The sequence below is a fragment of the Streptomyces sp. Sge12 genome (assembly GCF_002080455.1).
In the GTDB taxonomy this organism is placed as follows: Bacteria; Actinomycetota; Actinomycetes; order Streptomycetales; family Streptomycetaceae; genus Streptomyces.
Genome location: NZ_CP020555.1, coordinates 5,372,974 through 5,394,946, shown reverse-complemented (window position 1 = coordinate 5,394,946; position 21,973 = coordinate 5,372,974). Strand labels below are relative to the sequence as shown.

At 72.5% G+C, this 21,973-nt stretch carries 25 protein-coding genes; 14 read left to right on the top strand and 11 right to left on the bottom strand.

Translation table 11 applies throughout. The features are described 5' to 3' along the window. The first annotated feature begins 62 nt into the window (after nucleotides 1-62). Nucleotides 63-914: a DUF4429 domain-containing protein gene (locus B6R96_RS24130; RefSeq protein ID WP_051779736.1), complete on the top strand. Its 852-nt coding sequence runs from the start codon at nucleotides 63-65 to the stop codon at nucleotides 912-914. A 32-nt stretch (nucleotides 915-946) separates the two neighbouring features. Here the strand turns inward: B6R96_RS24130 and B6R96_RS24125 are convergent, their stop codons facing one another. After that, on the bottom strand, nucleotides 947-1,969 hold the full coding sequence (locus B6R96_RS24125; protein WP_053702964.1) for an aldo/keto reductase: 1,023 nt from the start codon (nucleotides 1,967-1,969) through the stop codon (nucleotides 947-949). After that, nucleotides 1,966-2,364, bottom strand: a complete 399-nt coding sequence (locus B6R96_RS24120) for a MerR family transcriptional regulator (protein WP_051779737.1) — start codon at nucleotides 2,362-2,364, stop codon at nucleotides 1,966-1,968. Before B6R96_RS24120 ends, B6R96_RS24125 begins: the two co-directional genes overlap by 4 nt. Before the next feature lie 78 nt (nucleotides 2,365-2,442). Here B6R96_RS24120 and B6R96_RS24115 point away from each other — a divergent pair, with 78 nt between their 5' ends. Then, entirely contained in the window at nucleotides 2,443-3,261 is an 819-nt protein-coding gene (locus B6R96_RS24115) for a serine hydrolase domain-containing protein (RefSeq protein ID WP_081525226.1), read from the top strand. Between the two features lie 29 nt (nucleotides 3,262-3,290). Here the strand turns inward: B6R96_RS24115 and B6R96_RS24110 are convergent, their stop codons facing one another. Continuing rightward, nucleotides 3,291-3,995: a pirin family protein gene (locus B6R96_RS24110; RefSeq protein WP_081523608.1), complete on the bottom strand. Its 705-nt coding sequence runs from the start codon at nucleotides 3,993-3,995 to the stop codon at nucleotides 3,291-3,293. Between the two features lie 92 nt (nucleotides 3,996-4,087). On the opposite strand from B6R96_RS24110, the gene B6R96_RS24105 reads away from it, so the two are divergent. The 5 genes from B6R96_RS24105 to B6R96_RS24085 all read left to right on the top strand — a co-directional run bounded on the left by B6R96_RS24105 (nucleotide 4,088) and on the right by B6R96_RS24085 (nucleotide 9,005). Further along, nucleotides 4,088-5,305: a PucR family transcriptional regulator gene (locus B6R96_RS24105; protein ID WP_081523607.1), complete on the top strand. Its 1,218-nt coding sequence runs from the start codon at nucleotides 4,088-4,090 to the stop codon at nucleotides 5,303-5,305. An 89-nt stretch (nucleotides 5,306-5,394) separates the two neighbouring features. Beyond that, on the top strand, nucleotides 5,395-6,312 hold the full coding sequence (locus B6R96_RS24100) for an ACP S-malonyltransferase (protein ID WP_030389487.1): 918 nt from the start codon (nucleotides 5,395-5,397) through the stop codon (nucleotides 6,310-6,312). 19 nt (nucleotides 6,313-6,331) lie between these two features. Then, nucleotides 6,332-7,336, top strand: a complete 1,005-nt coding sequence (locus tag B6R96_RS24095) for a ketoacyl-ACP synthase III (protein ID WP_030389488.1) — start codon at nucleotides 6,332-6,334, stop codon at nucleotides 7,334-7,336. A gap of 57 nt (nucleotides 7,337-7,393) precedes the next feature. After that, nucleotides 7,394-7,645 (top strand): acyl carrier protein, encoded by a 252-nt coding sequence (locus tag B6R96_RS24090; RefSeq protein ID WP_053702965.1) that lies wholly within the window; start codon nucleotides 7,394-7,396, stop codon nucleotides 7,643-7,645. A 79-nt stretch (nucleotides 7,646-7,724) separates the two neighbouring features. Next, a complete protein-coding gene (locus tag B6R96_RS24085; protein ID WP_079404864.1) occupies nucleotides 7,725-9,005 on the top strand; it encodes a beta-ketoacyl-[acyl-carrier-protein] synthase family protein in 1,281 nt (426 codons plus the stop codon). Between the two features lie 124 nt (nucleotides 9,006-9,129). Here the strand turns inward: B6R96_RS24085 and B6R96_RS24080 are convergent, their stop codons facing one another. Then, nucleotides 9,130-9,624 carry a DUF3145 domain-containing protein gene (locus B6R96_RS24080; RefSeq protein WP_030389491.1) on the bottom strand — a complete coding sequence of 165 codons (495 nt, stop codon included), beginning with the start codon at nucleotides 9,622-9,624 and terminating at the stop codon, nucleotides 9,130-9,132. Between the two features lie 249 nt (nucleotides 9,625-9,873). Between B6R96_RS24080 and B6R96_RS24075 the strand changes: the two genes are divergently transcribed. Then, nucleotides 9,874-10,773 (top strand): SGNH/GDSL hydrolase family protein, encoded by a 900-nt coding sequence (locus B6R96_RS24075; RefSeq protein WP_081523606.1) that lies wholly within the window; start codon nucleotides 9,874-9,876, stop codon nucleotides 10,771-10,773. A gap of 87 nt (nucleotides 10,774-10,860) precedes the next feature. On the opposite strand, the gene B6R96_RS24070 is transcribed toward B6R96_RS24075, so the two are convergent. Then, nucleotides 10,861-13,281: a beta-glucosidase family protein gene (locus B6R96_RS24070; RefSeq protein WP_081525225.1), complete on the bottom strand. Its 2,421-nt coding sequence runs from the start codon at nucleotides 13,279-13,281 to the stop codon at nucleotides 10,861-10,863. 183 nt (nucleotides 13,282-13,464) lie between these two features. Here B6R96_RS24070 and B6R96_RS24065 point away from each other — a divergent pair, with 183 nt between their 5' ends. The 3 genes from B6R96_RS24065 to B6R96_RS24055 are packed head-to-tail and all read left to right on the top strand — an operon-like array spanning nucleotide 13,465 to nucleotide 15,539. Further along, a complete protein-coding gene (locus B6R96_RS24065) occupies nucleotides 13,465-14,046 on the top strand; it encodes a TetR/AcrR family transcriptional regulator (protein ID WP_030389494.1) in 582 nt (193 codons plus the stop codon). Nucleotides 14,047-14,083: 37 nt separating this feature from the next. Then, nucleotides 14,084-14,803 carry a carbon-nitrogen hydrolase family protein gene (locus B6R96_RS24060; RefSeq protein WP_081523605.1) on the top strand — a complete coding sequence of 240 codons (720 nt, stop codon included), beginning with the start codon at nucleotides 14,084-14,086 and terminating at the stop codon, nucleotides 14,801-14,803. Nucleotides 14,804-14,816: 13 nt separating this feature from the next. Beyond that, entirely contained in the window at nucleotides 14,817-15,539 is a 723-nt protein-coding gene (locus tag B6R96_RS24055) for a PaaI family thioesterase (RefSeq protein ID WP_203351651.1), read from the top strand. 4 nt (nucleotides 15,540-15,543) lie between these two features. On the opposite strand, the gene B6R96_RS24050 is transcribed toward B6R96_RS24055, so the two are convergent. Then, nucleotides 15,544-15,879, bottom strand: coding sequence for a winged helix-turn-helix transcriptional regulator (locus B6R96_RS24050; protein ID WP_081523604.1), 336 nt, complete (start codon nucleotides 15,877-15,879; stop codon nucleotides 15,544-15,546). Between the two features lie 96 nt (nucleotides 15,880-15,975). On the opposite strand from B6R96_RS24050, the gene B6R96_RS24045 reads away from it, so the two are divergent. Next, entirely contained in the window at nucleotides 15,976-16,866 is an 891-nt protein-coding gene (locus tag B6R96_RS24045; RefSeq protein ID WP_081523603.1) for an NAD(P)-dependent oxidoreductase, read from the top strand. Nucleotides 16,867-16,902: 36 nt separating this feature from the next. Here the strand turns inward: B6R96_RS24045 and B6R96_RS24040 are convergent, their stop codons facing one another. The 3 genes from B6R96_RS24040 to B6R96_RS24030 form a co-directional block, all read right to left on the bottom strand. Beyond that, a complete protein-coding gene (locus B6R96_RS24040; RefSeq protein WP_081523602.1) occupies nucleotides 16,903-17,703 on the bottom strand; it encodes an EI24 domain-containing protein in 801 nt (266 codons plus the stop codon). A gap of 65 nt (nucleotides 17,704-17,768) precedes the next feature. Continuing rightward, on the bottom strand, nucleotides 17,769-18,191 hold the full coding sequence (locus tag B6R96_RS24035) for an organic hydroperoxide resistance protein (protein ID WP_030389500.1): 423 nt from the start codon (nucleotides 18,189-18,191) through the stop codon (nucleotides 17,769-17,771). Nucleotides 18,192-18,255: 64 nt separating this feature from the next. Then, a complete protein-coding gene (locus tag B6R96_RS24030) occupies nucleotides 18,256-19,278 on the bottom strand; it encodes an NADP-dependent oxidoreductase (RefSeq protein ID WP_030389501.1) in 1,023 nt (340 codons plus the stop codon). 95 nt (nucleotides 19,279-19,373) lie between these two features. On the opposite strand from B6R96_RS24030, the gene B6R96_RS24025 reads away from it, so the two are divergent. Next, on the top strand, nucleotides 19,374-19,799 hold the full coding sequence (locus B6R96_RS24025) for a MarR family winged helix-turn-helix transcriptional regulator (RefSeq protein ID WP_030389502.1): 426 nt from the start codon (nucleotides 19,374-19,376) through the stop codon (nucleotides 19,797-19,799). Between the two features lie 40 nt (nucleotides 19,800-19,839). Here the strand turns inward: B6R96_RS24025 and B6R96_RS24020 are convergent, their stop codons facing one another. Then, the gene (locus B6R96_RS24020; protein WP_081523601.1) at nucleotides 19,840-20,571 is read right to left on the bottom strand and encodes an SCO2400 family protein; all 732 of its coding nucleotides are present in this window, start codon (nucleotides 20,569-20,571) and stop codon (nucleotides 19,840-19,842) included. A 78-nt stretch (nucleotides 20,572-20,649) separates the two neighbouring features. On the opposite strand from B6R96_RS24020, the gene B6R96_RS24015 reads away from it, so the two are divergent. Continuing rightward, nucleotides 20,650-21,210, top strand: a complete 561-nt coding sequence (locus B6R96_RS24015; protein ID WP_081523600.1) for a hypothetical protein — start codon at nucleotides 20,650-20,652, stop codon at nucleotides 21,208-21,210. A 15-nt stretch (nucleotides 21,211-21,225) separates the two neighbouring features. Here B6R96_RS24015 and B6R96_RS24010 read toward each other — a convergent pair whose 3' ends face one another. Continuing rightward, a complete protein-coding gene (locus tag B6R96_RS24010) occupies nucleotides 21,226-21,939 on the bottom strand; it encodes an esterase/lipase family protein (protein WP_081523599.1) in 714 nt (237 codons plus the stop codon). Nucleotides 21,940-21,973: the final 34 nt, after the last annotated feature.

Genomic DNA, 21,973 nt, shown 5'->3' with positions numbered 1-21,973 from the left:
CGTAGAGGCTCGGAAAACGGGCCCCGCAACCGGGGGGACGCGCGGGGGCGCCGCCCTTTACGATGTGCCGCATGGGTGACGTACTGGCCGGAAATCATGCCGTCTGGGAGTTCGACTCGGACTCGGTGCTCATCCGCTTCACACGGGGGATCAGAACGCCGAGGCTGCTCCACGCCCTGGGCTCGCGTCGAATCCCCCTCGAAGCGGTGTCCGCCGTGTCCGTGACCGAGACCGGCGGCAAGCGCGACGCGGTGGTGCTGCGTGTCCTGCCGCGGCCGGGCGCGGATCCGTTGACCGAGGCCGCCGCCGGGCAGCTGAAGGAGGCCTGCGACCCGTACCGGCTGGTGGTGCCGGGCGACCGGGCGCCGGCGGCCGCCGCATTCGCCGACGCGCTGCGGTCCCGGCTCGGGCCGGATGCCGACGAGCCGTCCGAGCGCTTCCTCGTCGACGTGCCGCAGCCGCCGGTGCACCTGAAGGCGTACGACGCCCGGGTGTCCTTCGACGGCTCGGCGATCACCTTCCACTGGTCCCGTACGGGCGCCACCGGCACCAAGTGGAAGGCGGGCGACCAGCGCTATCCGCTGGCCGCCCTCACCGGCGTCGAGTGGTGCTCCCCCGAGGGCCCCGGCGGGCACCTGCGGCTGGTGCTGCGGGACACCGCGAGCGACCCCCGCCCGGACCACGACCTGTCGTCGGCGGTCTTCGGCACGGGCTACGGGGCGGTCCACGAGTCGCTGCCGTTCGCCGCGGCCGTCCTCGCCGCGCTGCGCAGCCGCACCCCGGTCGCCGCCGTGCCGCGGGCCCGCTCCGGCGACGACCGGCTGCGGCACCTGAGCGAGCTGCACACGGCGGGGCTGCTCACGGACGCGGAGTACGCGGCGCTGCGGGACCGGTTCGCCGCCGAGTCGCTGTAGCGCCGCGGCGGACGGGTGCGCGCCGCGGCGGCTCAGGCCTCCCGCGCCGTCGAGGTGGCGCTCATGTCCGGGTACCGGTCCCCGGCGACCTGCGCGGCGATCGGCTCCAGCAGGTCCAGCTCGGCCTGCGTGAGGGTGATCCGGGTCGCCCCGGTGTTCTCGAGCAGCCGTGCCGGCTTGCGGGTGCCCGGGATCGGGACCACGGTCAGCCCGTGCACCTTCGCCCGCTGCTGCACCCAGGCCAGGGCGATCTGCGCCGGGGTCGCACCCCGCTGCGCGGCGATCTCCCGGACCGGGACCAGCAGCTCCGCATTGGCCCGGGCGTTGTCGCCGTTGAAGCGCGGCTGGTAGCGGCGGAAGTCGTTCTGCGACAGCTCCGCGGAGGCGTCCGCGAAGGACCCGGTGAGGAAGCCCCGGCCGAGCGGGGAGTAGGCGGCGATCGCCACGCCCAGTTCGGCCGCCGCGCCCACCGCGCTGCGCTCCACGTCCCGGCTGAACAGCGACCACTCCGACTGGAGCGCCGCGATCGGGTGCACGGCGTGCGCCTCGCGCAGTTCCGCTCCCGTGACCTCGCTGAGGCCCAGGTGGCGGACCTTGCCCTCCTGTACCAGTTCCGCCATGGCGCCGACGGACTCGCCGAAGGGCACGGCCGGGTCGCGCCGGTGCATGTAGTACAGGTCGATGACGTCCACGCCGAGCCGGCGCAGGCTTGCCTCGACGGACGTGCGGATGTAGGCGCGGTCGTTGCGGATGCCCCGGTACTGCGGGTCGTCGGTGCGCTCTATCGCGAACTTGGTCGCCAGGGTGATCCCGTCCCGGTGGGCGGCCACGAAGGGCGCCAGGAACTCCTCGTTGCGTCCCCGTCCGTAGACGTCCGCGGTGTCGAAGAGGGTGACGCCCGCGGCCAGCGCCGCCTCCAGGGTCTCCCGGGCCGCCGCCTCGTCGGTGTCTCCGTAGAACTCGCTCATGCCCATGCAGCCGAGGCCCTGGACGCCGACCAGCGGGCCGCCCTTGCCGAGCTCGACCTGTTCGAGGGTGGTGCCGTGCTCCGTCATTGCTGTGCCTTCCCCGGTACCGATTTCATGGCATACATATCGATCTTGTAGTCCAGTACGGCGAGCGCGTCCGTGAGCTCCGTGATCCGCGAGCGCACCTCGCGGCGCGTGCGTTCCAGCAGCTCCCGGCGCTCCCCCACCGTGTGGGCGCCCTCGCGGACCAGTTCGGCGTACCGGACCATGTCCGCCACCGACATCCCCGTGGCCCGCAGCTTGCCGACGAACGCCAGCCAGTCGAGGTCCTTGTCGGTGAAGCGCCGCTGTCCCGAGTGGGAGCGGTCCACGTGCGGCATCAGGCCGATCCGCTCGTACCAGCGCAGGGTGTGCTGGGTCAGACCGGTCCGGGCCTCGACCTCGCTGATCGTGTACCGCGTCTGCGTCAGGCTCTGGCTCATGGCTCCACGCTAAAACCCTTGAGTGCACTCCAAGCAAGTAGGCTCGGCGGCATGGAGAGCGTGGAGGCCGTGAACGGCATGGAAAGCCTGCGGATCATCGAGACCTGGCCGGTACCGACCGCCGCGGCGGGCGTCGTGCGCGCCGACGGGAGCATCGCCGGCTCCCACGGGCCCGTCGACCACCGGTTCGCCCTGGCGTCGGTCACCAAGCCGCTCGCCGCGTACGCCGCGCTCGTCGCGTACGAGGAGGGGGCGATCGAGCTGGACGACCCGGCCGGCCCCGAGGGGTCGACGGTCCGTCACCTGCTGGCGCACACCAGCGGCCTGGCCTTCGACGAGCACCGGGTGTCGGCCCCGCCCGGGCAGCGCCGGCTGTATTCGAACGCCGGTTTCGAGGAGCTCGGCGACCACATCGCCAAGGCCACCGGGATCCCCTTCGCGGAGTACCTGCACCAGGCGGTCTTCGAACCGCTGGGCATGACCCGGACCACGCTGGAGGGCTCGCCCGCCAAGGACGGCGTCTCCACCGTCTCCGACCTGCTGCGCTTCGCCGCCGAGCTGCAGGCACCGCGACTGCTGGACGTCCGCACGGTCGCCGGGGCCACGTCCGTCGTCCACCCCGGGCTCAAGGGCGTCCTGCCGGGCTACGGGCACCAGTCCCCCAACGACTGGGGCCTCGGCCTGGAGATCCGCGACCACAAGTCCCCGCACTGGACGGGCACTTCCTCCTCGCCCCGCACCTTCGGCCACTTCGGCCAGGCCGGCACCTTCCTGTGGGTGGACCCGGACGCGCGCGCGGCGTGCGTGGCCCTGACCGACCGCCCCTTCGGCCCGTGGGCCGCCGAGGCCTGGACCCCGTTCACCGACGCGGTACTGGCCGAGCTCCGCTCCCGCTAGGCGGCCCGACAAGATCCGGAAGAGACGGCCTAGGCCGGGCTCCGCTCCGGCCGGTCCGCGCCCGGCCCGGCTCCGGCCGGGTCGGGGAACTCCCAGATCAGCAGCTCGCCCGGGGACCCGGCGGTGATCTCCAGGTCCCGCTCGGCGGAGATCCGCACCGAGTCGCCGGGGCCCAGCTCCTCCCCGTCCAGGCGCAGGTCCCCCCGCACCACGTGCAGGTACACCCGGTCCGCCGCCGGCACGCGGACGCGCTCGCCCGCGCCGGGCCGCCGGACGTGCAGGACGGCCCCGGCCGCGGGGACCTCGTAGGGCGCGGCGTCGGCGAGCTCCCGGACCACCTCGTACGAGGGCTCGCCGCCCGCGACGAGCGGCGCCAGCCACATCTGCACGAAGCGCAGCCGCCCGGTGCCGTCGTTGCGCTCCACGTGCCGCGCCCCGGACCCGGCGCCGAACCGCTGCACGTCCCCGGGCCGCACCTGGCTCTTCTCCCCGGTGCTGTCCTGGTGGGTGAGCTCGCCCTCGACCACCCAGGTCACGATCTCGGTGTGGCTGTGCGGGTGCTCGTCGAAGCCGGCGCCCGGTGCGAGGGTCTCCTCGTTGCAGGCGAGGACCGGACCGAAGCGCAGGTTGTCCGGGTCGTAGAAGGCCCCGAACGAGAAGGCGTGCCGGGTGGTGATCCCGGCGGCCGGGTCCCCGCCCTGGTACCGGTCGGCGCCGCGGCGAACATCAATCATGAAGGCCACCGTAGACCCAGCCACGGGTCGGGGCGCGGGCCGGACACGGGACCGGACTCCGCGTACCCGTCCCGATAAGGCAGTCTTGTCACGTGTCCCAACCCGAACGTGAGCATTCGCCCGCCACCCCTGCCGCGCATCCCGCTCCCGCCCATCCGCACACCGCGACGCTGCGCCGACTGGAGAAGTCCTCCGGCCGGCTGGCCGCCAACGCGATCGCGCGCATGGACGAGACCCTGCCGTGGTACCGGGCCATGCCGCCCGAGAACCGGTCCTGGATCGGCCTGGTCGCCCAAGCGGGTATCGCCGCGTTCACGGAGTGGTTCAGGCACCCGGAGACCCCGCAGGCGATCTCCACCGATGTCTTCGGGACGGCTCCGCGCGAGCTGACCCGGGCGATCACCCTGCGGCAGACCGTCGAGATGGTCCGCACCACGATCGAGGTCATGGAGTCCGCGATCGAGGAGGTGGCGGCCCCCGGCGACGAGTCGATCCTGCGCGAGGCGCTGCTGGTGTACGCCCGGGAGATCGCCTTCGCGACCGCCCAGGTGTACGCGCAGGCCGCCGAGGCGCGCGGGGCCTGGGACGCCCGGCTGGAGTCGCTGGTGGTCAACGCGGTGCTGTCCGGCGAGGCGGACGAGGGCGCGCTGTCCCGGGCGGCGGCGCTGGGCTGGAACTCCCCGGACCACGTGTGCGTGGTGCTCGGCACGGCGCCGGAGGGGGACAGCGAGCTGACGGTCGAGGCGATCCGGCGCGCGGCCCGCCACCACAAGCTCCAGGTCCTCACGGGTGTGCTCGGGGACCGCCTGGTGGTGATCGCGGGCGGCAGCGACAACCCGATCCAGGTGGCCAAGTCGCTGATCGGGCCGTTCGCGGCGGGTCCGGTAGTCGCCGGACCGGTGGTGTCCGACCTGTTGAACGCAACGAAGTCGGCTCAGGCCGCGGCGGCCGGGCTGAAAGCGTGCACGGCCTGGCAGGATGCCCCTCGGCCGGTCCTGGCGGACGATCTCCTGCCGGAACGGGCCATCGCCTCCGATCCCGCTGCCAGGGATCAGCTGGTGGAGGAGATCTACAGACCACTGGAGGAGGCGGGGTCGGCACTACTGGAGACCCTGAGCGTCTACCTGGAGCAGGCCAGCAGCCTCGAAGGGGCGGCGCGGATGCTGTTCGTGCACCCCAACACGGTGCGCTACCGGCTGCGACGTGTGACCGACGTCACCGGATGGTCTCCTTCCGATGTCCGCTCTGCGTTCACGTTGCGGATCGCCCTGATTCTGGGGCGTCTGGCCGACGGCGATCCGCAGTCCTAGACTTTTGTCGGACATCAACAATTACCCCGACGGTTCTTCGTCCCTGTCCCCACGGGCGGCAGGGACCATCCACAAGAGAGAGTGTGAGGGTGCTCGTACTCGTCGCTCCCGGCCAAGGCGCTCAGACGCCCGGCTTCTTGACTCCCTGGCTCGAACTTCCCGGTGCCGCCGACCGCGTCGCCGCGTGGTCGGACGCCATCGGGCTGGACCTCGCCCACTACGGCACGAACGCCGACGCCGACGAGATCCGCGACACGGCCGTGGCCCAGCCCCTGCTGGTCGCCGCGGGTCTGCTGTCCGCCTCGGCGCTCGGCTCCCCGGCCGCCTTCGGCGCCGTCGCCGGTCACAGCGTCGGTGAGATCACCGCCGCCGCGTACGCCGGTGTGCTGTCCGACGCCGACGCGCTGTCGCTCGTCCGGACCCGCGGGCTCGCCATGGCCGAGGCCTCCGCCGTCACCGAGACCGGTATGGCCGCGGTCCTCGGCGGTGACCGCGACGTGGTCGTGGCCCACCTGGAGAAGCTGGGTCTGACGCCGGCCAACATCAACGGCGCGGGCCAGATCGTGGCCGCCGGCACGATGGAGCAGATCGAAGCTCTGCAGGCCGACAAGCCCGAAGGCTCCATGAAGGTCGTCGCCCTCAAGGTCGCGGGCGCCTTCCACACGCACCACATGGCCCCGGCGGTCGCCACCCTGGAGAAGGCCGCGGAGGCCCTCACCCCGGCGGACCCGGCGCTGACGTACGTATCGAACAAGGACGGCCTCGTCGTCGCCACGGGCGCCGACGTCGTCGCCCGCCTGGTCGGCCAGGTCGCCAACCCGGTCCGCTGGGACCTGTGCATGGAGACGTTCGCCGAGCTGGGCGTCACGGGGATCATCGAGCTCTGCCCCGGTGGCACCCTGACGGGTCTGGCCAAGCGCGCGCTGAAGGGCGTACCGAGCGTGGGTCTGAAGACCCCGGACGATCTCGACAAGGCCGCGGCGCTCATCGCCGAACTGACGGCCTGAGAGAAGGAGCCCACACAGCATGTCCAAGATCAAGCCGGCCAAGGGCTCCCCTTACGCCCGCATCCTCGGTGTCGGCGGCTACCGCCCGACCCGTGTGGTGCCCAACGAGGTCATCCTCGAGACCATCGACTCGTCCGACGAGTGGATCCGCTCCCGCTCCGGCATCGCGACCCGGCACTGGGCCTCGCCCCAGGAGACCGTCGCCGCGATGTCGGTGGAGGCCTCGGGGAAGGCGCTGGCCGACGCCGGTGTCGCCCCGGAGCAGATCGGTGCCGTGATCGTCTCGACGGTCTCGCACTTCAAGCAGACCCCGGCCATCGCGACCGAGATCGCGCACCGGATCGGCGCGGGCAAGCCCGCCGCGTTCGACATCTCCGCCGGCTGTGCCGGTTTCGGCTACGGCCTGACCCTGGCCAAGGGGCTGGTCGTCGAAGGCTCCGCGGAGTACGTCCTCGTCATCGGCGTGGAGCGGCTCTCGGACCTGACCGACCTGGAGGACCGCGCGACGGCCTTCCTGTTCGGTGACGGCGCCGGCGCCGTGGTCATCGGTCCCTCGGACGAGCCGGCCATCGGCCCCACGGTGTGGGGTTCGGAGGGCGACAAGTCCGAGACGATCAAGCAGACCGTGCCGTGGGACGAGTACCTCGGCAAGGACGGCGGCGAGAAGTTTCCGGCCATCACCCAGGAGGGTCAGGCGGTCTTCCGCTGGGCCGTCTTCGAGATGGCCAAGGTGGCCCAGCAGGCGCTCGACGCCGCCGGGATCACCGCGGATGACCTGGATGTCTTCATTCCGCACCAGGCGAACATGCGGATCATCGACTCGATGGTGAAGACTCTGAAGCTGCCGGAGCACGTCACGGTCGCCCGTGACGTGGAGACCACCGGCAACACCTCGGCCGCCTCGATTCCGCTCGCTATGGAGCGGCTCCTGGCGACCGGAGCGGCGAAGAGCGGCGACACCGCGCTCGTCATCGGCTTCGGGGCGGGACTCGTCTACGCCGCGACGGTCGTTACCCTCCCCTAGGGCCGGGATCCACATCCCGCCCTGTTCCACCCCAGATAGCTATAGAAGGAGCGCCACATGGCCGCCACGCAGGAAGAGATCGTCGAGGGTCTCGCGGAGATCGTCAACGAGATCGCCGGTATCCCCACCGAGGACGTCGCGATCGAGAAGTCCTTCACCGACGACCTGGACGTCGACTCGCTGTCCATGGTCGAGGTCGTCGTCGCCGCCGAAGAGCGCTTCGACGTCAAGATCCCGGACGAGGACGTCAAGAACCTCAAGACGGTCGGCGACGCCGCCGAGTACATCCTGAAGCACCAGGCCGCCTGAGCCTGACGAGCGTTTGTCGCCACCTGGCGGTGGCGCCGTGACAATTCAGCACCCCCTGAGACGTGGAGAAAGAATTCCTGTGAGCCCGACCAATCGCACCGTGGTCGTCACCGGTATCGGCGCAACCACTCCGCTGGGTGGCGACAGCGCTTCGACCTGGGAAGGTCTGCTTGCCGGCCGTTCCGGCGTCAAGCCCCTGGAGGGCGAGCGCTTCGCCGAACTCCCGGTACGCATCGCCGCTCGGGCCGCCGTCGACCCGAGTGAGGTCCTGCCCCGGCCGCTGGCCCGCAAGCTGGACCGTTCGGCGCAGTTCGCCGTCATCGCGGCCCGCGAGGCGTGGGCCGACGCCGGCTACACCACCCCGGCCGGCGAAGAGACGGAGACGGGCGCCTTCGTCGCCCCCGAGCGTCTGGGCACCGTGATCGCCTCCGGCATCGGCGGTGTCACCACGCTGCTCGACCAGTACGACGTCCTGAAGGACAAGGGCGTGCGCCGGGTCTCCCCGCACACGGTCCCCATGCTCATGCCGAACGGACCGTCCGCCAACGTCGGCCTGGAGGTCAACGCCCAGGCGGGCGTGCACACTCCGGTCAGCGCCTGCGCGTCCGGCGCCGAGGCCATCGGCTACGCCGTCGAGATGATCCGTACCGGCCGTGCCGACGTGGTCGTCGCCGGCGGCACCGAGGCGGCGATCCACCCGCTGCCGATCGCCGCGTTCGCCAACATGATGGCGATGTCCAAGAACAACGAGAACCCCGAGCAGGCCTCCCGCCCGTACGACAAGGCCCGTGACGGCTTCGTACTGGGCGAGGGCGCGGGCGTCGTCATCCTGGAGTCCGCCGAGCACGCCGCCGCGCGCGGCGCCCGGGTCTACTGCGAGGTGCTGGGCCAGGGTCTGTCCGCAGACAGCCACCACATTGCGCAGCCGGAGCCGACCGGCCGCGGTGTCGCGGCCGCTGTGCAGAACCTGCTCGACAACACGGGTCTCGACCCGGCCGAGCTGGTCCACCTGAACGCGCACGCCACGTCGACCCCGCAGGGTGACACGGCCGAGCTGAAGGCCCTGCGCAAGGTGCTGGGCGACGACCTCGACCACATCGCGATCTCCGCGACCAAGTCGATGACCGGTCACCTGCTGGGCGGCGCGGGCGGTATCGAGACCGTCGCGACCGTGCTGGCGCTGTACAACCGGCTGGCCCCGCCGACCATCAACGTCGACGACCTCGACGAGGACATCGACGCGGACATCGTCGTCGGCGAGCCGCGGAAGCTGCCGGCCGACGGCCCGATCTCCGCGATCAACAACTCCTTCGGCTTCGGCGGTCACAACGTGACGCTGGCCTTCCGCACGGTCCAGTAACCGCGCGGCGCATACGCGAAGGGCCCACCCGGTGCATCCGGGTGGGCCCTTCGCGTGTCCGGAGCGGGCCCGGGCCGGGCTCGGGCCCGGCTCGGAGCGGGCTGGGAGCGGGCTGGGAGCGGGCTCAGACCACCTGGTGGAGCCAGCGGACCGGGGCGCCCTCGCCCGCGTAGCGGAAGGGCTCCAGTTCGTCGTCCCACGGCTTGCCGAGCAGTTTGGCGATCTCCGCCTCCAGCTCGGTCTCACCGCGCGCCGACCGGGCGAGGGCGGCGCGCAGCCGGTCCTCCGGGATGAGGATGTCGCCGTGCATACCGGTGACGGCGTGGAAGATGCCGAGCTCCGGGGTGGAGCTGTAGCGCTCGCCCTCGGCGTTCGGGCACGGTTCCGCGGTCACCTCGAAGCGCAGCAGGTGCCAGCCGCGCAGCGCGGAGGCGAGCTTCGAGGCGGTGCCCGCTTCGGCCTGCCAGGAGAACTCCGCTCTCCAGGTGCCGGGGGAGGCGGGCTGTCTGATCCAGTCGAGGTTCACCCGCACCCCGAGCACGCCCGCAACAGCCCATTCCACGTGCGGGCAGAGCGCGCGCGGTGCGGAATGCACGTACAGAACTCCACGTGTCGTCACCGGGACCTCCAGTGTGGGACGAGGTCGGGAATAAACTCCATAAAACGGACAGTATGTGACGTGATGTAATGTAACGGAAATTATTTGACATTGCGCTACGGGACCTGCGGCCGAAACGCCACGGGAAAAAGCTACCGTGCGCCAGGGGTCATGGTGTGACGTACGGTCGCTCCGAACCCGGTAAACACCGAGCTTTCACTCAGCAGGACCCCCCGAATGACACGGGGGCGACAAGGAGGGTCCCTTCCCATGCGCACCACCGTTCCGCGCCGCCGCGCACGCCGGACTCTCGCGGGCGCGGGCACGGCGGTCGTGCTGCTGGCGGGGGCGGTCAGCGGGTGCAGCTCGGGCGGGTCGGGCGAGCACGGCGGCGAGCGCGGGGCACAGAGCGCACCGCGCTGGAACACGGCGCCCGCATCGATCGCCGCTGTGGGTGACTCCATCACGCGCGGGTTCGACGCCTGTTCGGTGCTGGCCGACTGCCCGGAGGTCTCCTGGGCCACCGGGAACGACCCGGCGGTGCGCTCCCTCGCGGCCCGGCTGCTCGGGGACGCCGAGGTGCCTGCCCGGAGCTGGAACTACGCGGTGACCGGCTCCCGGATGGCGGACCTGCCGGCCCAGCTGGCGGGGGCCGCCGTGCACAAGCCCGACCTGGTCACAGTGATGGTGGGCTCGAACGACGCCTGCCGGCCCACGGCTTCGTCGATGACCCCGGTGGCGGACTTCCGGTCCGGATTCGAGTCGGCGCTCGCGCAGCTGCGGGCCACCTCGCCCGCCTCCCAGGTGTACGTCTCCAGCGTGCCGGACCTCCAGCGGCTGTGGGAGCAGGGCAAGGACCTCCCGATGGTGCGGCAGATCTGGAAGCTGGGCATCTGTCAGTCCATGCTCGCCGACCCGCTGTCGGCGGCCACGGGTGCGACGGCCCGGCGCGAACAGGTGCGGGCGCGGGTGGTGGAGTACAACGAGGTGCTGCGCGAGGTCTGCGGAAAGGATCCGCTGTGCCGCTACGACGGCGGCGCGGTGTTCCAGTACCCCTTCGCGGCGGATCAGTTGAGCCGCTGGGACTGGTTCCATCCGGGCAAGGACGGGCAGGCGCGGCTCGCGGAACTGGCGCACCGCCAGGTGACGGCGGCCGAGCCCCCGCGTTGACGCTCCGGTACGGAGAGGGTCCGGGGGCGGGTGTCAGGGCCCGCCCCCGGACCGGTATTCAGGGGTGATTTCCGGCCATACGGGGTGTCACGCGATGTCGAGGCTCGCGGTCAGCCGGGTGTCACCGTGCGAGTGGCTCACGCGGACCTCGTAGGTGCCGCCGATCCGCCGCCAGCCGCGGGCCTGCTCGTCCCAGATCTCGAAGGCCCGGGCGGGCAGCGGGATCTCGGTCTCGACGCTCTCGCCGGGGCCCGCCGCGACGCCCGCGAAGGCGGCCAGCCAGCTCGCCGGGCGCTCCGCGCCGTCCTGCACGGGCGCCAGGTAGACCTGGACGACCTCGCGGCCGGGCCGGGCGCCGGTGTTGGTGAGGCGGACCCGGACGGTGTCGGCGGTGGCCTCCACGGACTCGTAGGTCCATTCGGTGTAGCCGAGGCCGTGCCCGAAGGGGTAGGCGGGGGCCACGGCGTGCTTCTCGTACGCCCGGTAGCCGATGAAGAGCCCCTCGCGGTACTCCAGTCGCCCGTCGGTGGGGACCACCTCGGTGACGGGCGCGTCCGCGAACCGGGCGGGCCAGGTGGTGGGCAGCCGCCCGCCCGGCTCCGCGTCGCCGAGGAGTACGTCGGCCAGCGCGGCCCCGCCCTCCTGCCCGGGGAACCAGGTCAGCAGGACGGCGGCGACGTCCTCGCGCCACGGGAGCTCCACCGGGGAGCCCGCGTTGACGACGACCACCGTGTTCGGGTTGACGGCGGCGACGGCGCGCACCAGGTCGTCCTGGCGGCCGGGGAGGGCGAGGTCCTGCCGGTCGAAGCCCTCGGACTCCACGCGCTCGGTGGTGGCGACGACCACGACGGCGGTGTCGGCCTCCCGGGCGGCGGCGACGGCTTCGGCGATCAGCTCGTCGGCGTCGCGCCGCGGGCCGAGGTGGAGGAGCGAGAACATGATCGCCCTGAGCGGCAGCGCGGTCATGTCGGGGACCTGGAAGGTCAGTGACACCTCGACGGGCTCGCCCTCGGCGAGGGTGACGCGGGCCCGCTCGCTGGGGGCGCCGAAGAACGCCTCGAAGGGGTCGGCCTCGTTGCCCATCTCCTGGACGCCGCTCCACAGGTTCTCGCCGCCGACGGCCAGGGCGAAGGCGCCGAGTCCGCGGGTGCCGAAGGCGTGCTCGCCGCTCTCGCGCGGCACGAACGTACCGCGCACCTCGATGCTCGCCATGGTCTCGTAGGTGACTCCCGCGGGCAGGTCGTCGCCGATCCACTGGACCTGGCCGGACGGCAGGCCGCCCTCGCCGAGGACGGCGCCGGAGGCGTCGCGGCAGACGGCGTGCAGCTCGAAGCCCTGACCGGCGGGGGTGAGTTCGTCGGAGGGGTCGGCGCCGACGCTGAAGGTGAGGGCGCCTTCGGGCAGGGCCGCGGTGAGGCCGTCCAGCGGGGAGACGATGCGCTCGGGGAAGACGGTGGCGCTCCCCCCGCCGAGAACGCGGGCGTCGCGGGCGGCGGCGCCCGCGAGGGCGACGGTGCGGCCGGCGGTGGCGTCGAGGGGCAGCGTCCCTTCGTTGCGGACCAGGACGAAGCCGCGGGCGGCGAGCTCGCGGGCCAGGGCCTGGCCGTCGATCGGGGCGGGGGCGCTCTCGACGACGGCGGGGGCGCCCTCCAGGACGCCGACGCGGGCGGCGAGGCGCAGGACGTTGCGCACGGCCTCGTCCACGGCGGACTCGGGGACCTCCCCGGCGCGGACGGCCTCGGCGAGGGCGGGACCGTAGACGGTGGTGGGGCCGGGCATGGCCACGTCCAGGCCGCCCCGGATGTCGCCGGCGGTGGAGCGGGCGGCCATCCAGTCGGAGACGTTGCAGCCGTCGAAGCCCCATTCGGCGCGCAGGACCTCGTTGACCAGGTACTGGTGTTCGGTCATGGTTGTGCCGTTGACCTGGTTGTAGGCGGTCATGATGCCCCAGGGGTGGGCATTGGCGACGATGGCCTCGAAGGGCGCGAGGTACAGCTCGCGCAGGGGGCGCGGGGCGATGACGCTGTCGACGGTGAACCGGTCGGTCTCGGCGTCGTTGCCCACGTAGTGCTTGACGGTGGTGCCGACCCCGCCGTCCTGGACGCCGTTCACGTAGCCGGAGCCGATGGCGCCGGTGAGGTACGGGTCCTCGGAGTAGCACTCGAAGTGCCGGCCGCCGAGCGGGGAGCGGTGCAGGTTGACGGTGGGCGCGAGGAGGACGTGGACGCCCTTGCGGCGGGCCTCCTGGGCGAGGAGCCGGCCGGCGCGGCGGGCGAGCTCCGGGTCCCAGGCGGCGGCGAGCGCGGTCGGGGACGGCAGGGCGATGGACGGGTCGTCGGCGGTCCAGCGCACGCCGCGGACCCCGATGGGGCCGTCGGACATGACCAGGGACTCCAGTCCGATCGCGGGGACGGCGGGCAGGGACCACATGTCCTGGCCGGCCAGGAGCCGGGTCTTGGTGTCGAGGTCCAGTTTGCCCAGCGCCGCCTCGACGGCGTCGTTGCGCATCTGATCGCGGACCTGATCGGCATCGGTCACGGCCGTGCCTCCTCGTTGAGTGCGGTTGCTCGGTGCGGTGCCCCCATCGTGGACCTGTTACCTGTTGAACGGTAGGGTTCGTGACCTGTTCGTGATATTCGAATGCCGTACGGTCCTGTGAGCAGGGCCTGAACGGGAAGGGGTGCCGGGGAGATGGTCAGGGCGAGGAGCGAGGAGCGCCGCGGGGAGATCGTCCGCGCCGCCGTCGAGGTCATCGCGGAGCGCGGCTACCGGGGCGCGTCCCTGGCCACCGTCGCCGAACGCGTGGGCCTGACCCAGCAGGGGCTGCTGCACTACTTCCCGACCAAGGAGGCACTGCTCGTCGCGGTGCTGGAGGAACGCGACCGCTGGGACACGGGCGGCGGCTCGCGCTCCGCGGCCGGCACCTGGCGCCTGGACCTGCTCGCCTCGCTGGTGGAGTACAACGCCATGCGCCCGGGCATCGTGCAGACCTTCTCGGCGCTGCTGGGCGAGAGCGTCACCGACGGGCATCCGGCCCGGGAGTTCTTCACCGAGCGCTACGCCCAGGTCCGTTCGGAGATGGCGGCGGTTCTGCGCGCCGAGTTCGGCGACCGGCTCCCCTCGGGGCTCACCCCGGAGCAGGCGGCCCCGCTGCTGACGGCGGTCATGGACGGGCTCCAGTACCAGTGGCTGCTGGCCCCCGAATCGGTGGACATGCCCGCCGCCTTCCGCTCGTTCCTGACCCTCCTGCGGGGACCGCAGGAGGTCCCCTAGGCCGAAGCGGCCTCGGCCGGGCTGGCATCCTGACCCTGTGAAAATCGCCGCAGCGCAGCTGACCTGTGTCCCCGCCGATGTCCGGGCCAATGCCGCCCGGGCCGCGGACCTCGCCGCCGAGGCCCGTGCACAGGGCGCCGAGCTGGTGGTGTTCCCCGAGCTCGCGCTCACCGGGTACGAGCTCGGCGCGCTGGCCGCCGACCCGGGGCTGTGGACGGCCGCCGACGATCCGCGGCTGGATCCGCTGCGCTCCGCCGGGATCGCCACCGCCGTGAACGTCGCGCTGCCCACCGGCGGTCCGCGCCCCGCGCTCGCGACCGTGGTCCACGACGCGGACGGCGCGCACGTGACGACGTACGCGAAGCAGCACCTGTACCGGCACGAGCAGGAGCTCTTCCGGGCCGGTGAGGACGACGGGCGCTTCGAACTCGGCGGGATCCGCTTCTGCCTGGGCGTCTGCTACGACAACCACTTCCCCGAACTGCCCGGCCGGGGCGCGGCCGACGGCTGCCGGGTCCACCTCGCGAGCTCCCTGTACGGGACGGGCGACGGGATCCACGAGCGCGCCACCGTCTATCCCGGGATCGCGCGGGAGCACGGCCTGTACGTGGTCCTCGCCAACCATGTCGGCCCGGCGGGCCCGTGGACCGGCTGCGGCCGGTCGGCCGTGTGGGCCCCGGGCGGGGCGCTGCTGGCGGAGGCGGACGACCGTACGGCCTCGGTGGTGACGGCCTCCGTCGCGACGGCCGCGGTGTGATGAGGTGGGCGCCATGAGCGACTTCGAGACGATCACGGTGCCCGAACGCCTCCACGGATATCCGGGGGTGGCCTTCGGCGGCTACGTGGCGGGCGTACTGGCCGCCCGCGCCGCGGCGAAGAGCGTACGGGTGGACTTCCGGCGGCCCGTGCCGACCGGCGCTCCGGTCCACCTCGCCGCGACCGCGGACGGCGGCTGCGAGCTGACGGACGGCGAGCTGCTGCTGGCCGTGGCGAGCCCGGCCGGAGCGCCTCCCGCGGACGGTCCCGAGGCCCCCTCCTGGGACCGGGCCGTGGCGGCCGCCGAGGCCTTCCGGGCGGACCCGCCGGACGGCCAGGCCGACTGCTTCGGATGCGGCCTGGACCGGACGCCCGCCACCGGGCTGCGCCTGCACTGCGGTACGGTGCCGGGCCGCGAGCTGGTCGCCGCCGCCTGGACCCCCGCGCCCGAACTGGGCGGCGCGGACGGGCTGCTGCCGCCCGAGCTGGTGTGGGGCGCGCTGGACTGCCCCGGGAACGCGGCCGGCCGGCTGCTCGACGGCCGCGGAGCCGGCGCGGTCACCGCCGCGCTGGGCGCCCGGCTGCTGCGGCCGGTGCCGGTGGGCGAGGGGCTCGTCTCCTACGCCTGGATGCTGTCGTCGGCGGGCCGCAAGTACACCGTGGGCACGGCCCTGGCCACGGCCGACGGGGAACTGTGCGCCGTCGGCGAGGCGCTGTGGGTGGAACCGCGCACGTAGGGGTTCAGGCGGTGTCGGGCAGCAGGTGCTTGCTGCCCCACGCCCCCAGGGGTCCCAGGGCCGCGTTCAGGTCCTGGCCCAGCGGGGTCAGGGAGTACTCGACGCGCGGCGGGACCTCGTCGAACACCTCGCGGTGCACGATGCCGTCGCTCTCCAGCTCGCGCAGCTGGGCGGCGAGCACCTTCTCGGAAACACCGGGGACGAGCCTGCGCAGTTCACCGAACCGGTGGGGCCGCTGGTCCAGCACCCACAGGAGCGACACCTTCCACTTGCCGTCGATCACGGACATCGCCGCGGCGATCCCGCATTCGCCGGCGCCCGGCCTTCGTGCCACCGCCATCGCACACCCTCCCCACCTGCTCGCTCACCTTGGGGTAACCACCCACTCCAAAGTGCGTACTTGAGCGCTCCGCCGCCTGCCAACAGGCTAAACGGCATGACCGACACCCACACCACAGCACAGCGCCCGCTCACCCTCATCGGACTCGGCGACATGGGCACCGCCCTCGCCCGCACCTGGCTCGCCGCCGGGCACCCCCTGACCGTCTGGAACCGCACCCCCGCCAAGGCCGGGGCCCTGGCCGCCGAAGGAGCCTCCGTCGCCGCGGGTCCGGCCGCCGCGGTCGCCGCGAACACGCTGGTCGTGGTCTGTCTGCTGGACGACGAAAGCGTCGGCTCCGCCCTGGAGGGCATCGACCTGACCGGCAAGGACCTCGTCAACCTCACCACCGGCACCCCGGCCGAGGCGCGCGCCCGCGCCGCCTGGGCCGAGGATCGCGGCGCCCGGTACCTGGACGGCGGGATCATGGCCACGCCGTCGATGATCGGCGTCCCCGAGGCCGGCGGGTACGTCTTCCACAGCGGCTCGCGTGCGCTCTTCGAGACCCACCGGGCTGTGCTGGAGGTCCCGGCCGGCTCCCGCTTCGTCGGCGAGGACCCCGGGCACGCCGCCCTGCACGACGTGGCACTGCTGAGCGCGATGTGGGGGATGTTCGCCGGCATCTCGCAGGCCTACGCGCTCACCGAGGGCGAGGTCGCCCCGAAGGACCTGGCTCCGCTGCTGTCCGAGTGGCTCGGCGCGATGGGTTTCTTCGTCGGCAACGCCGCCGAGCGGCTGACCTCGCGGGACTTCACCTCGGGCGTGGTGTCCGGCCTGGCCATGCAGATCACGGGCGCCGGAACCATGCTGCGCACCGCCGAGGAGCAGGGGGTCGGCACCGAGTTGATCGCCCCGTACGTGGACCTGCTGCGCCGCCGGCTGGCCGCGGACCCGGCCGCGCACGGCGGGGAGGACACCACGGGGGCCATCCTGATGCTCAAGCGGTAGCCGGCCCCGCCGCGGGCCCCGGCCGCGGCCCGGCGGTCACGAGTACGCGGGCGGCGGCGGTCCGAAACCCGCGGGGGTGGCTTCGGCAGCCGGGGCCTCGTCGGTCCGCAGCAGGTCGCGCGCCATCAGGGTGGCTCCGGCCACCGCGCCCGGCATCAGGAACACCGCGACGAGCGGCACCAGGAACGCCAGCACCAGCGGCACCCCGAAGCCCAGCACCAGCAGCCGCCGCGAGCGCATCAGGGCCAGCCGGTCGGGCAGTTCCATCTTGCGCCGCTGGAGGGCCACGGCGGTGAGCTCCTGGGTCAGGAAGTACCCGGAGACGCAGAATCCGAGCACCGGGATCACGGTCTGCCCGATCACCGGGACGAACCCGAGGGCGAACAGCACGATCCCGTACAGCAGCACCCGCGCGAGCACCTTGACGCTGTCCCGGGCCGAGACCCACAGCTCCTGCCAGAGCGGGAGCCCGGACTCGGGGACCTCGCCGCCCTCGCTGCGGTCGACCTGCTCCGAGAGGGACTCGTAGAACGGCTGGCCGATCAGCAGGGTCACCGCGGTGAAGGTGATCACCGCGACGAAGAGGCCGAGGCCGAAGACCAGGGTGGTCAGGAAGCCGCGGAAGAGCGCGAGCCACGGCGAGGACCAGCCGTCGGCGAAGGGGGTGGCCCAGGCGGTCAGGTCGTCGGCTCCGTAGCCGAGCCCGACCAGGGCGCCGGCGTAGAGGACGAACGCCACGAGCCCGGGCAGCAGCCCGAAGCCCAGCCACCGGCCGTGCCGGAACACCCATCGCTGTCCGGCCAGCAGATACCGGAAGCCCCCCGCAAGATCACGCATGGGGCCAGTTTACGGCGAAGGCCGCACCCCGGTGGGGGTGCGGCCTTCGCGCTGCGAGCGCCGGATCAGACGGCGAGCTCGACGGTGATGTTGCCGCGGGTGGCCTTGGAGTACGGGCAGACCTCGTGGGCCTTCTCGATGAGCTCCTTGGCGGTGGCGGCGTCCACGTTCGGGATCACGGCGGAGATCTTGACGATCAGGCCGAAGCCGTCGTCGTTCTTGCCGATGCCGACCTCGGCGGTGACCGTGGAGCCGGAGATGTCGGCGTTCACGTTCTTCGCGACGACGCCCAGGGCGCCCTGGAAGCAGGCGCTGTAGCCGGCGGCGAACAGCTGCTCCGGGTTGGTGCCGGCACCGCTGCCACCGAGCTCCTTCGGCGGGTTCACGACGACGTCGAGCTGGCCGTCGTTGGTGGCGACGCGACCGTCACGGCCGTTCTCGGCGGTGGCGACAGCGGTGTAGGCGACGTCGGACTGCTGGATGGACATAAAAGAAAATCCTCCTGGTAATCGCCGTGAGTCGCGCCCACGATCACGACGGTGTGCAGTGAGCCTAACCGGTGAAAGAAACGATCATCTTTCCGGTGTTCTCGCCGCGGAGCATGCCGAGGAAGGCGGAGGTCGCGTTCTCGACGCCCTCGACGACCGTCTCGTCGTAGCGCAGCTCACCGGAACGCAGCCATCCGGCGACGTCCTGGACGAACTGCTGCTGCAGCCCGTTGTGGTCGTTGACGAGGATGCCCTGCAGGCGCAGGCGCTTGCCGATGACCTGCATCAGGTTGCGCGGACCGGGGGCGGCCTCGGTGTCGTTGTAGCCGGCGATCGCGCCGCACAGGGTGGCCCGGCCGTTCACCTTCATCGAGGAGATGGCGGCCTCCAGGTGGTCACCGCCGACGTTGTCGAAGTAGACGTCGATGCCCTCGGGGGCCGCGGCCGGCAGCTGCTCGGCGACGGGGCCGTTCTTGTAGTTGAAGGCGGCGTCGAAGCCGTACTTCTCCGTGAGCAGCGTCACCTTGTCGTCCGAGCCGGCGGAGCCGATCACCCGGGATGCGCCCTTGATCTTCGCGAACTGGCCGACGAGGCTGCCGACGGCACCGGCGGCGCCGGAGACGAAGACGGAGTCGCCCTCCTTGAAGGAGGCGACCTCGAAGAGTCCGGCGTAGGCGGTCAGGCCCGGCATGCCGAGGACGCCGAGGTAGGCGGAGAGCGGCGCGAGCGAGGCGTCCACCTTGACGGCGTACGCGGCGTCGAGGTCCGCGTACTCGCGCCAGCCGAGGTGGTGCAGGACGTGGTCGCCGACGGCGAAGCCCTCGGCGGAGGAGGCGACGATCTCGCCGACCGCGCCGCCCTGCATCGGCTCGTCCAGCTGGAACGGCGGGATGTACGACTTCACGTCGTTCATGCGGCCGCGCATGTACGGGTCCACGGACATGTGCAGGTTGCGCACGAGGATCCGGCCGGCGGCGGGCTCGGCGGACACGGGCACCTCGCGCAGGGCGAAGTCCTCGGCGACGGGCCAGCCCTGCGGGCGACGGACGAGGTGCCACTCGCGGCTGACGGCGGGGATCTGAGACATGCGGCGCTCCTGGTCAGAACGAAATTGCTTCACTAGGTGAAACAACCATGCGCCTAGATATTTCATGTTGTCAAGTAAATGGGTACGCTGGTTCCATGCCCAGTCGTCGCGTAGACCCAGTGACCATCGAAGTCGTCGAGCTCATCGGCGACGTCGTGGCCCGGTACCACATGGAGTACGAGCACGCGGCCGCCAGCCACCAGCTCACCGGCGCCCAGGCCAAGGTGCTGAACATGCTCTCGCTGGAGCCCATGCCGATGCGGCGCATCGCGGTGAAGCTGCGCTGCGAGCCCTCGAACGTGACCGGCATCGTCGACCGCCTCGAGACCCGCGGCCTGGTCGAACGCCGCCCGGATCCGGCCGACCGCCGGGTGAAGCTGGCCGCCCCCACCGAGGAGGGCACGCTGACCGCGGAGCGGCTGCGCGAGTCGCTGGACTTCGCGCGCGAACCGCTGGCGGGCCTGTCCGCGGAGGAGCGGACGGTCCTGCGGGACCTGCTCAAGCGGATGCTGAGCGACTAGACGGCACCCGCGCGCCCGGGAGGGGCCGGGCCGGGGCCGCCTAGAACCAGCCGCAGAAGAGCCAGCAGTCCTTCGTCGGCGAGGGGCTCGGCGACGGGGACGTCGGGGGCGGCGGTGCCTGCGTGCTCGCGGTGGCGCTCTGCGACGGCTTCCCCGAGGCAGTTCCCTGTACGGATTTCCCCGGGCCGGGGGTGCGGGAGGCCGGACCCGATGTCGCGGGCGCGGGGGCGGACGAGGTCGGACCCGGCTCCGCGACGCCCTCGGAGGACGCCTCGGCCCCGGCCGACTTCGTCACCGCGGCGGGTGCCTTCGCCGTAGCCCTCCCGGCCCCCGTCGGCGCGGCGGCGGTCGACAGGTCCGGCACCGGACCGGGCTGCTGCGGGGCGTCGTCGGTCAGCACCACCTCGGAGGCGCGATCGACACGGTCCGCGTCGGTGGCCATCCGGGCCACCGCCATCGAGCCCCCCACCGCGATCAGCGCGCCGAGCGCGAGGGTCAGCACGGTCCGGCGGCGGCGCCGGTGCGTGACCCGGCGGCGCGCACCGGCGCGCCGCTCGTTCGGGCCGGACAGCACGACGAGGGAGTCCGCGAACACTTCGGCCAGTGCGGTCGGCGGCCCCGCGGGCGGGGCCCCGGTGCCCGGCGCAGCGCCCGGCACCGCGCCCGGCACGACGGCGGACGGGGCAGGTATCAGGTACTCGGCGGGCGTTCCGCATCCGGCGCACGCCAGTGCGCCGTTGAGGTGCCTCCGGCATGCGTGGCAGTAGTTCATGGCGCCCGCAGGCTACGTGGTCTGCGGCAACATCCGGATCCCGAGAACGTAAGGATCCTGTGTGGAATCGTTGCCGGCATGACATCTTTCGGGCCGAGCGGATTCCAGTTGGTGCTGTTGCGGCGGATGGCCGACTTCCAGCCGGACCTCGCCGACGAGGCCCGCCGCCGGCTCGGCGCCTCGCTCACGGACCAGCGGGAGGCGAACAAGCGCTGGCAGGCGATGGTCCGCTCGCCCCGCTCCCGCGGGGCGCTGGCCCGCTACCGCTCGGTGCTCGGCCCGCCGGAGTCGGCCGAGCACCGCACGATCGGCGATCTGGAGTGCGAGGCACTGCTGTGGCCGCTGCCGCTCTGGCCGGACCTGCGCTTCGAGGTGCTGGCCGCGCCGGACGGGGCGGTGTGGAACGAGTGGCTGGTACGGGCCCCGGGCGCGCGGGGGCCCGTACTGGAGTCGGCGGACGACCTGCGGCCATGGTCGGCGACGGTGGACGAGGTCGCGCGGGCCTTCGCTCCGGTCCGGCCGATGGAGGGGACGGCGCCGACCCGCTGGCGCCTGGCCTTCGCCGTCGGGGGCCGGCCCTGCGTGGCGGAGTTCACGTACGGGCTGCTCCAGCGCTTCGCCCTCGTGGATCCGGCCTGATCCAAGAGACACGCCCTAGGAGGCCAGGAAGGCGCGGACCCCGGCCGAGGTCGCGTCGTCGCCGAGCAGGTCGTTGTGGGCCAGGCAGCCGACCGGCGTGTTGGCGGCGCCGGTCAGCGGGACGCTGTTGTCCGGGTTGACGACCTCGTCGCAGCCGGACCAGAAGGTCGCGTACTTCACGGCGCCCGGGGTCTCGTCCCCGCTGTTCAGGTTCTTCACGACGTACGACCCGGGGGTCATGTCCCGGCACGCCTGGTCCCACAGGGCGCAGGCCCAGGCGGTGGAGGTGCCGCGGTTGGGTCCGGCCAGCGAGACCCAGTGCTCCACGGCGGCCCCGCCACCGCCGAACTTCACGTACCAGCGGCTCACCAGCGAGCCGAAGGAGTGCGCGACGACGTCGACCCTGGCGGCGCCGGTCTCCCGGCGGACCTGGTCGACGTAGGCGGCGAGCCGCCCGGCGAGGACCTCGTTGACGGACAGGTGGGTGTCGTAGCCGAAGGAGTAGAGCTCGGCATCGGTGTACCCGGCGGCGCGCAGGTCGCCGCGCAGGGCTCCCCAGACCCCCGGGTCGGCGTTGTAGCCGTGGACGAAGACCACCGGGTTACGGGCGGAGGCCCGGTCGGCGGCATGGGCCGGGACGGCCGCGGGCAGCGCGAGACAGAGGGTCAGGAGTGCCAGGAGTGCCGGAAGCGCGCGAAGCGGCAGAAGTCTCTGTCGGGCCGTCAGCATCGAGTCCCCTTTACCTTGTTACGCGTGAGTAGCG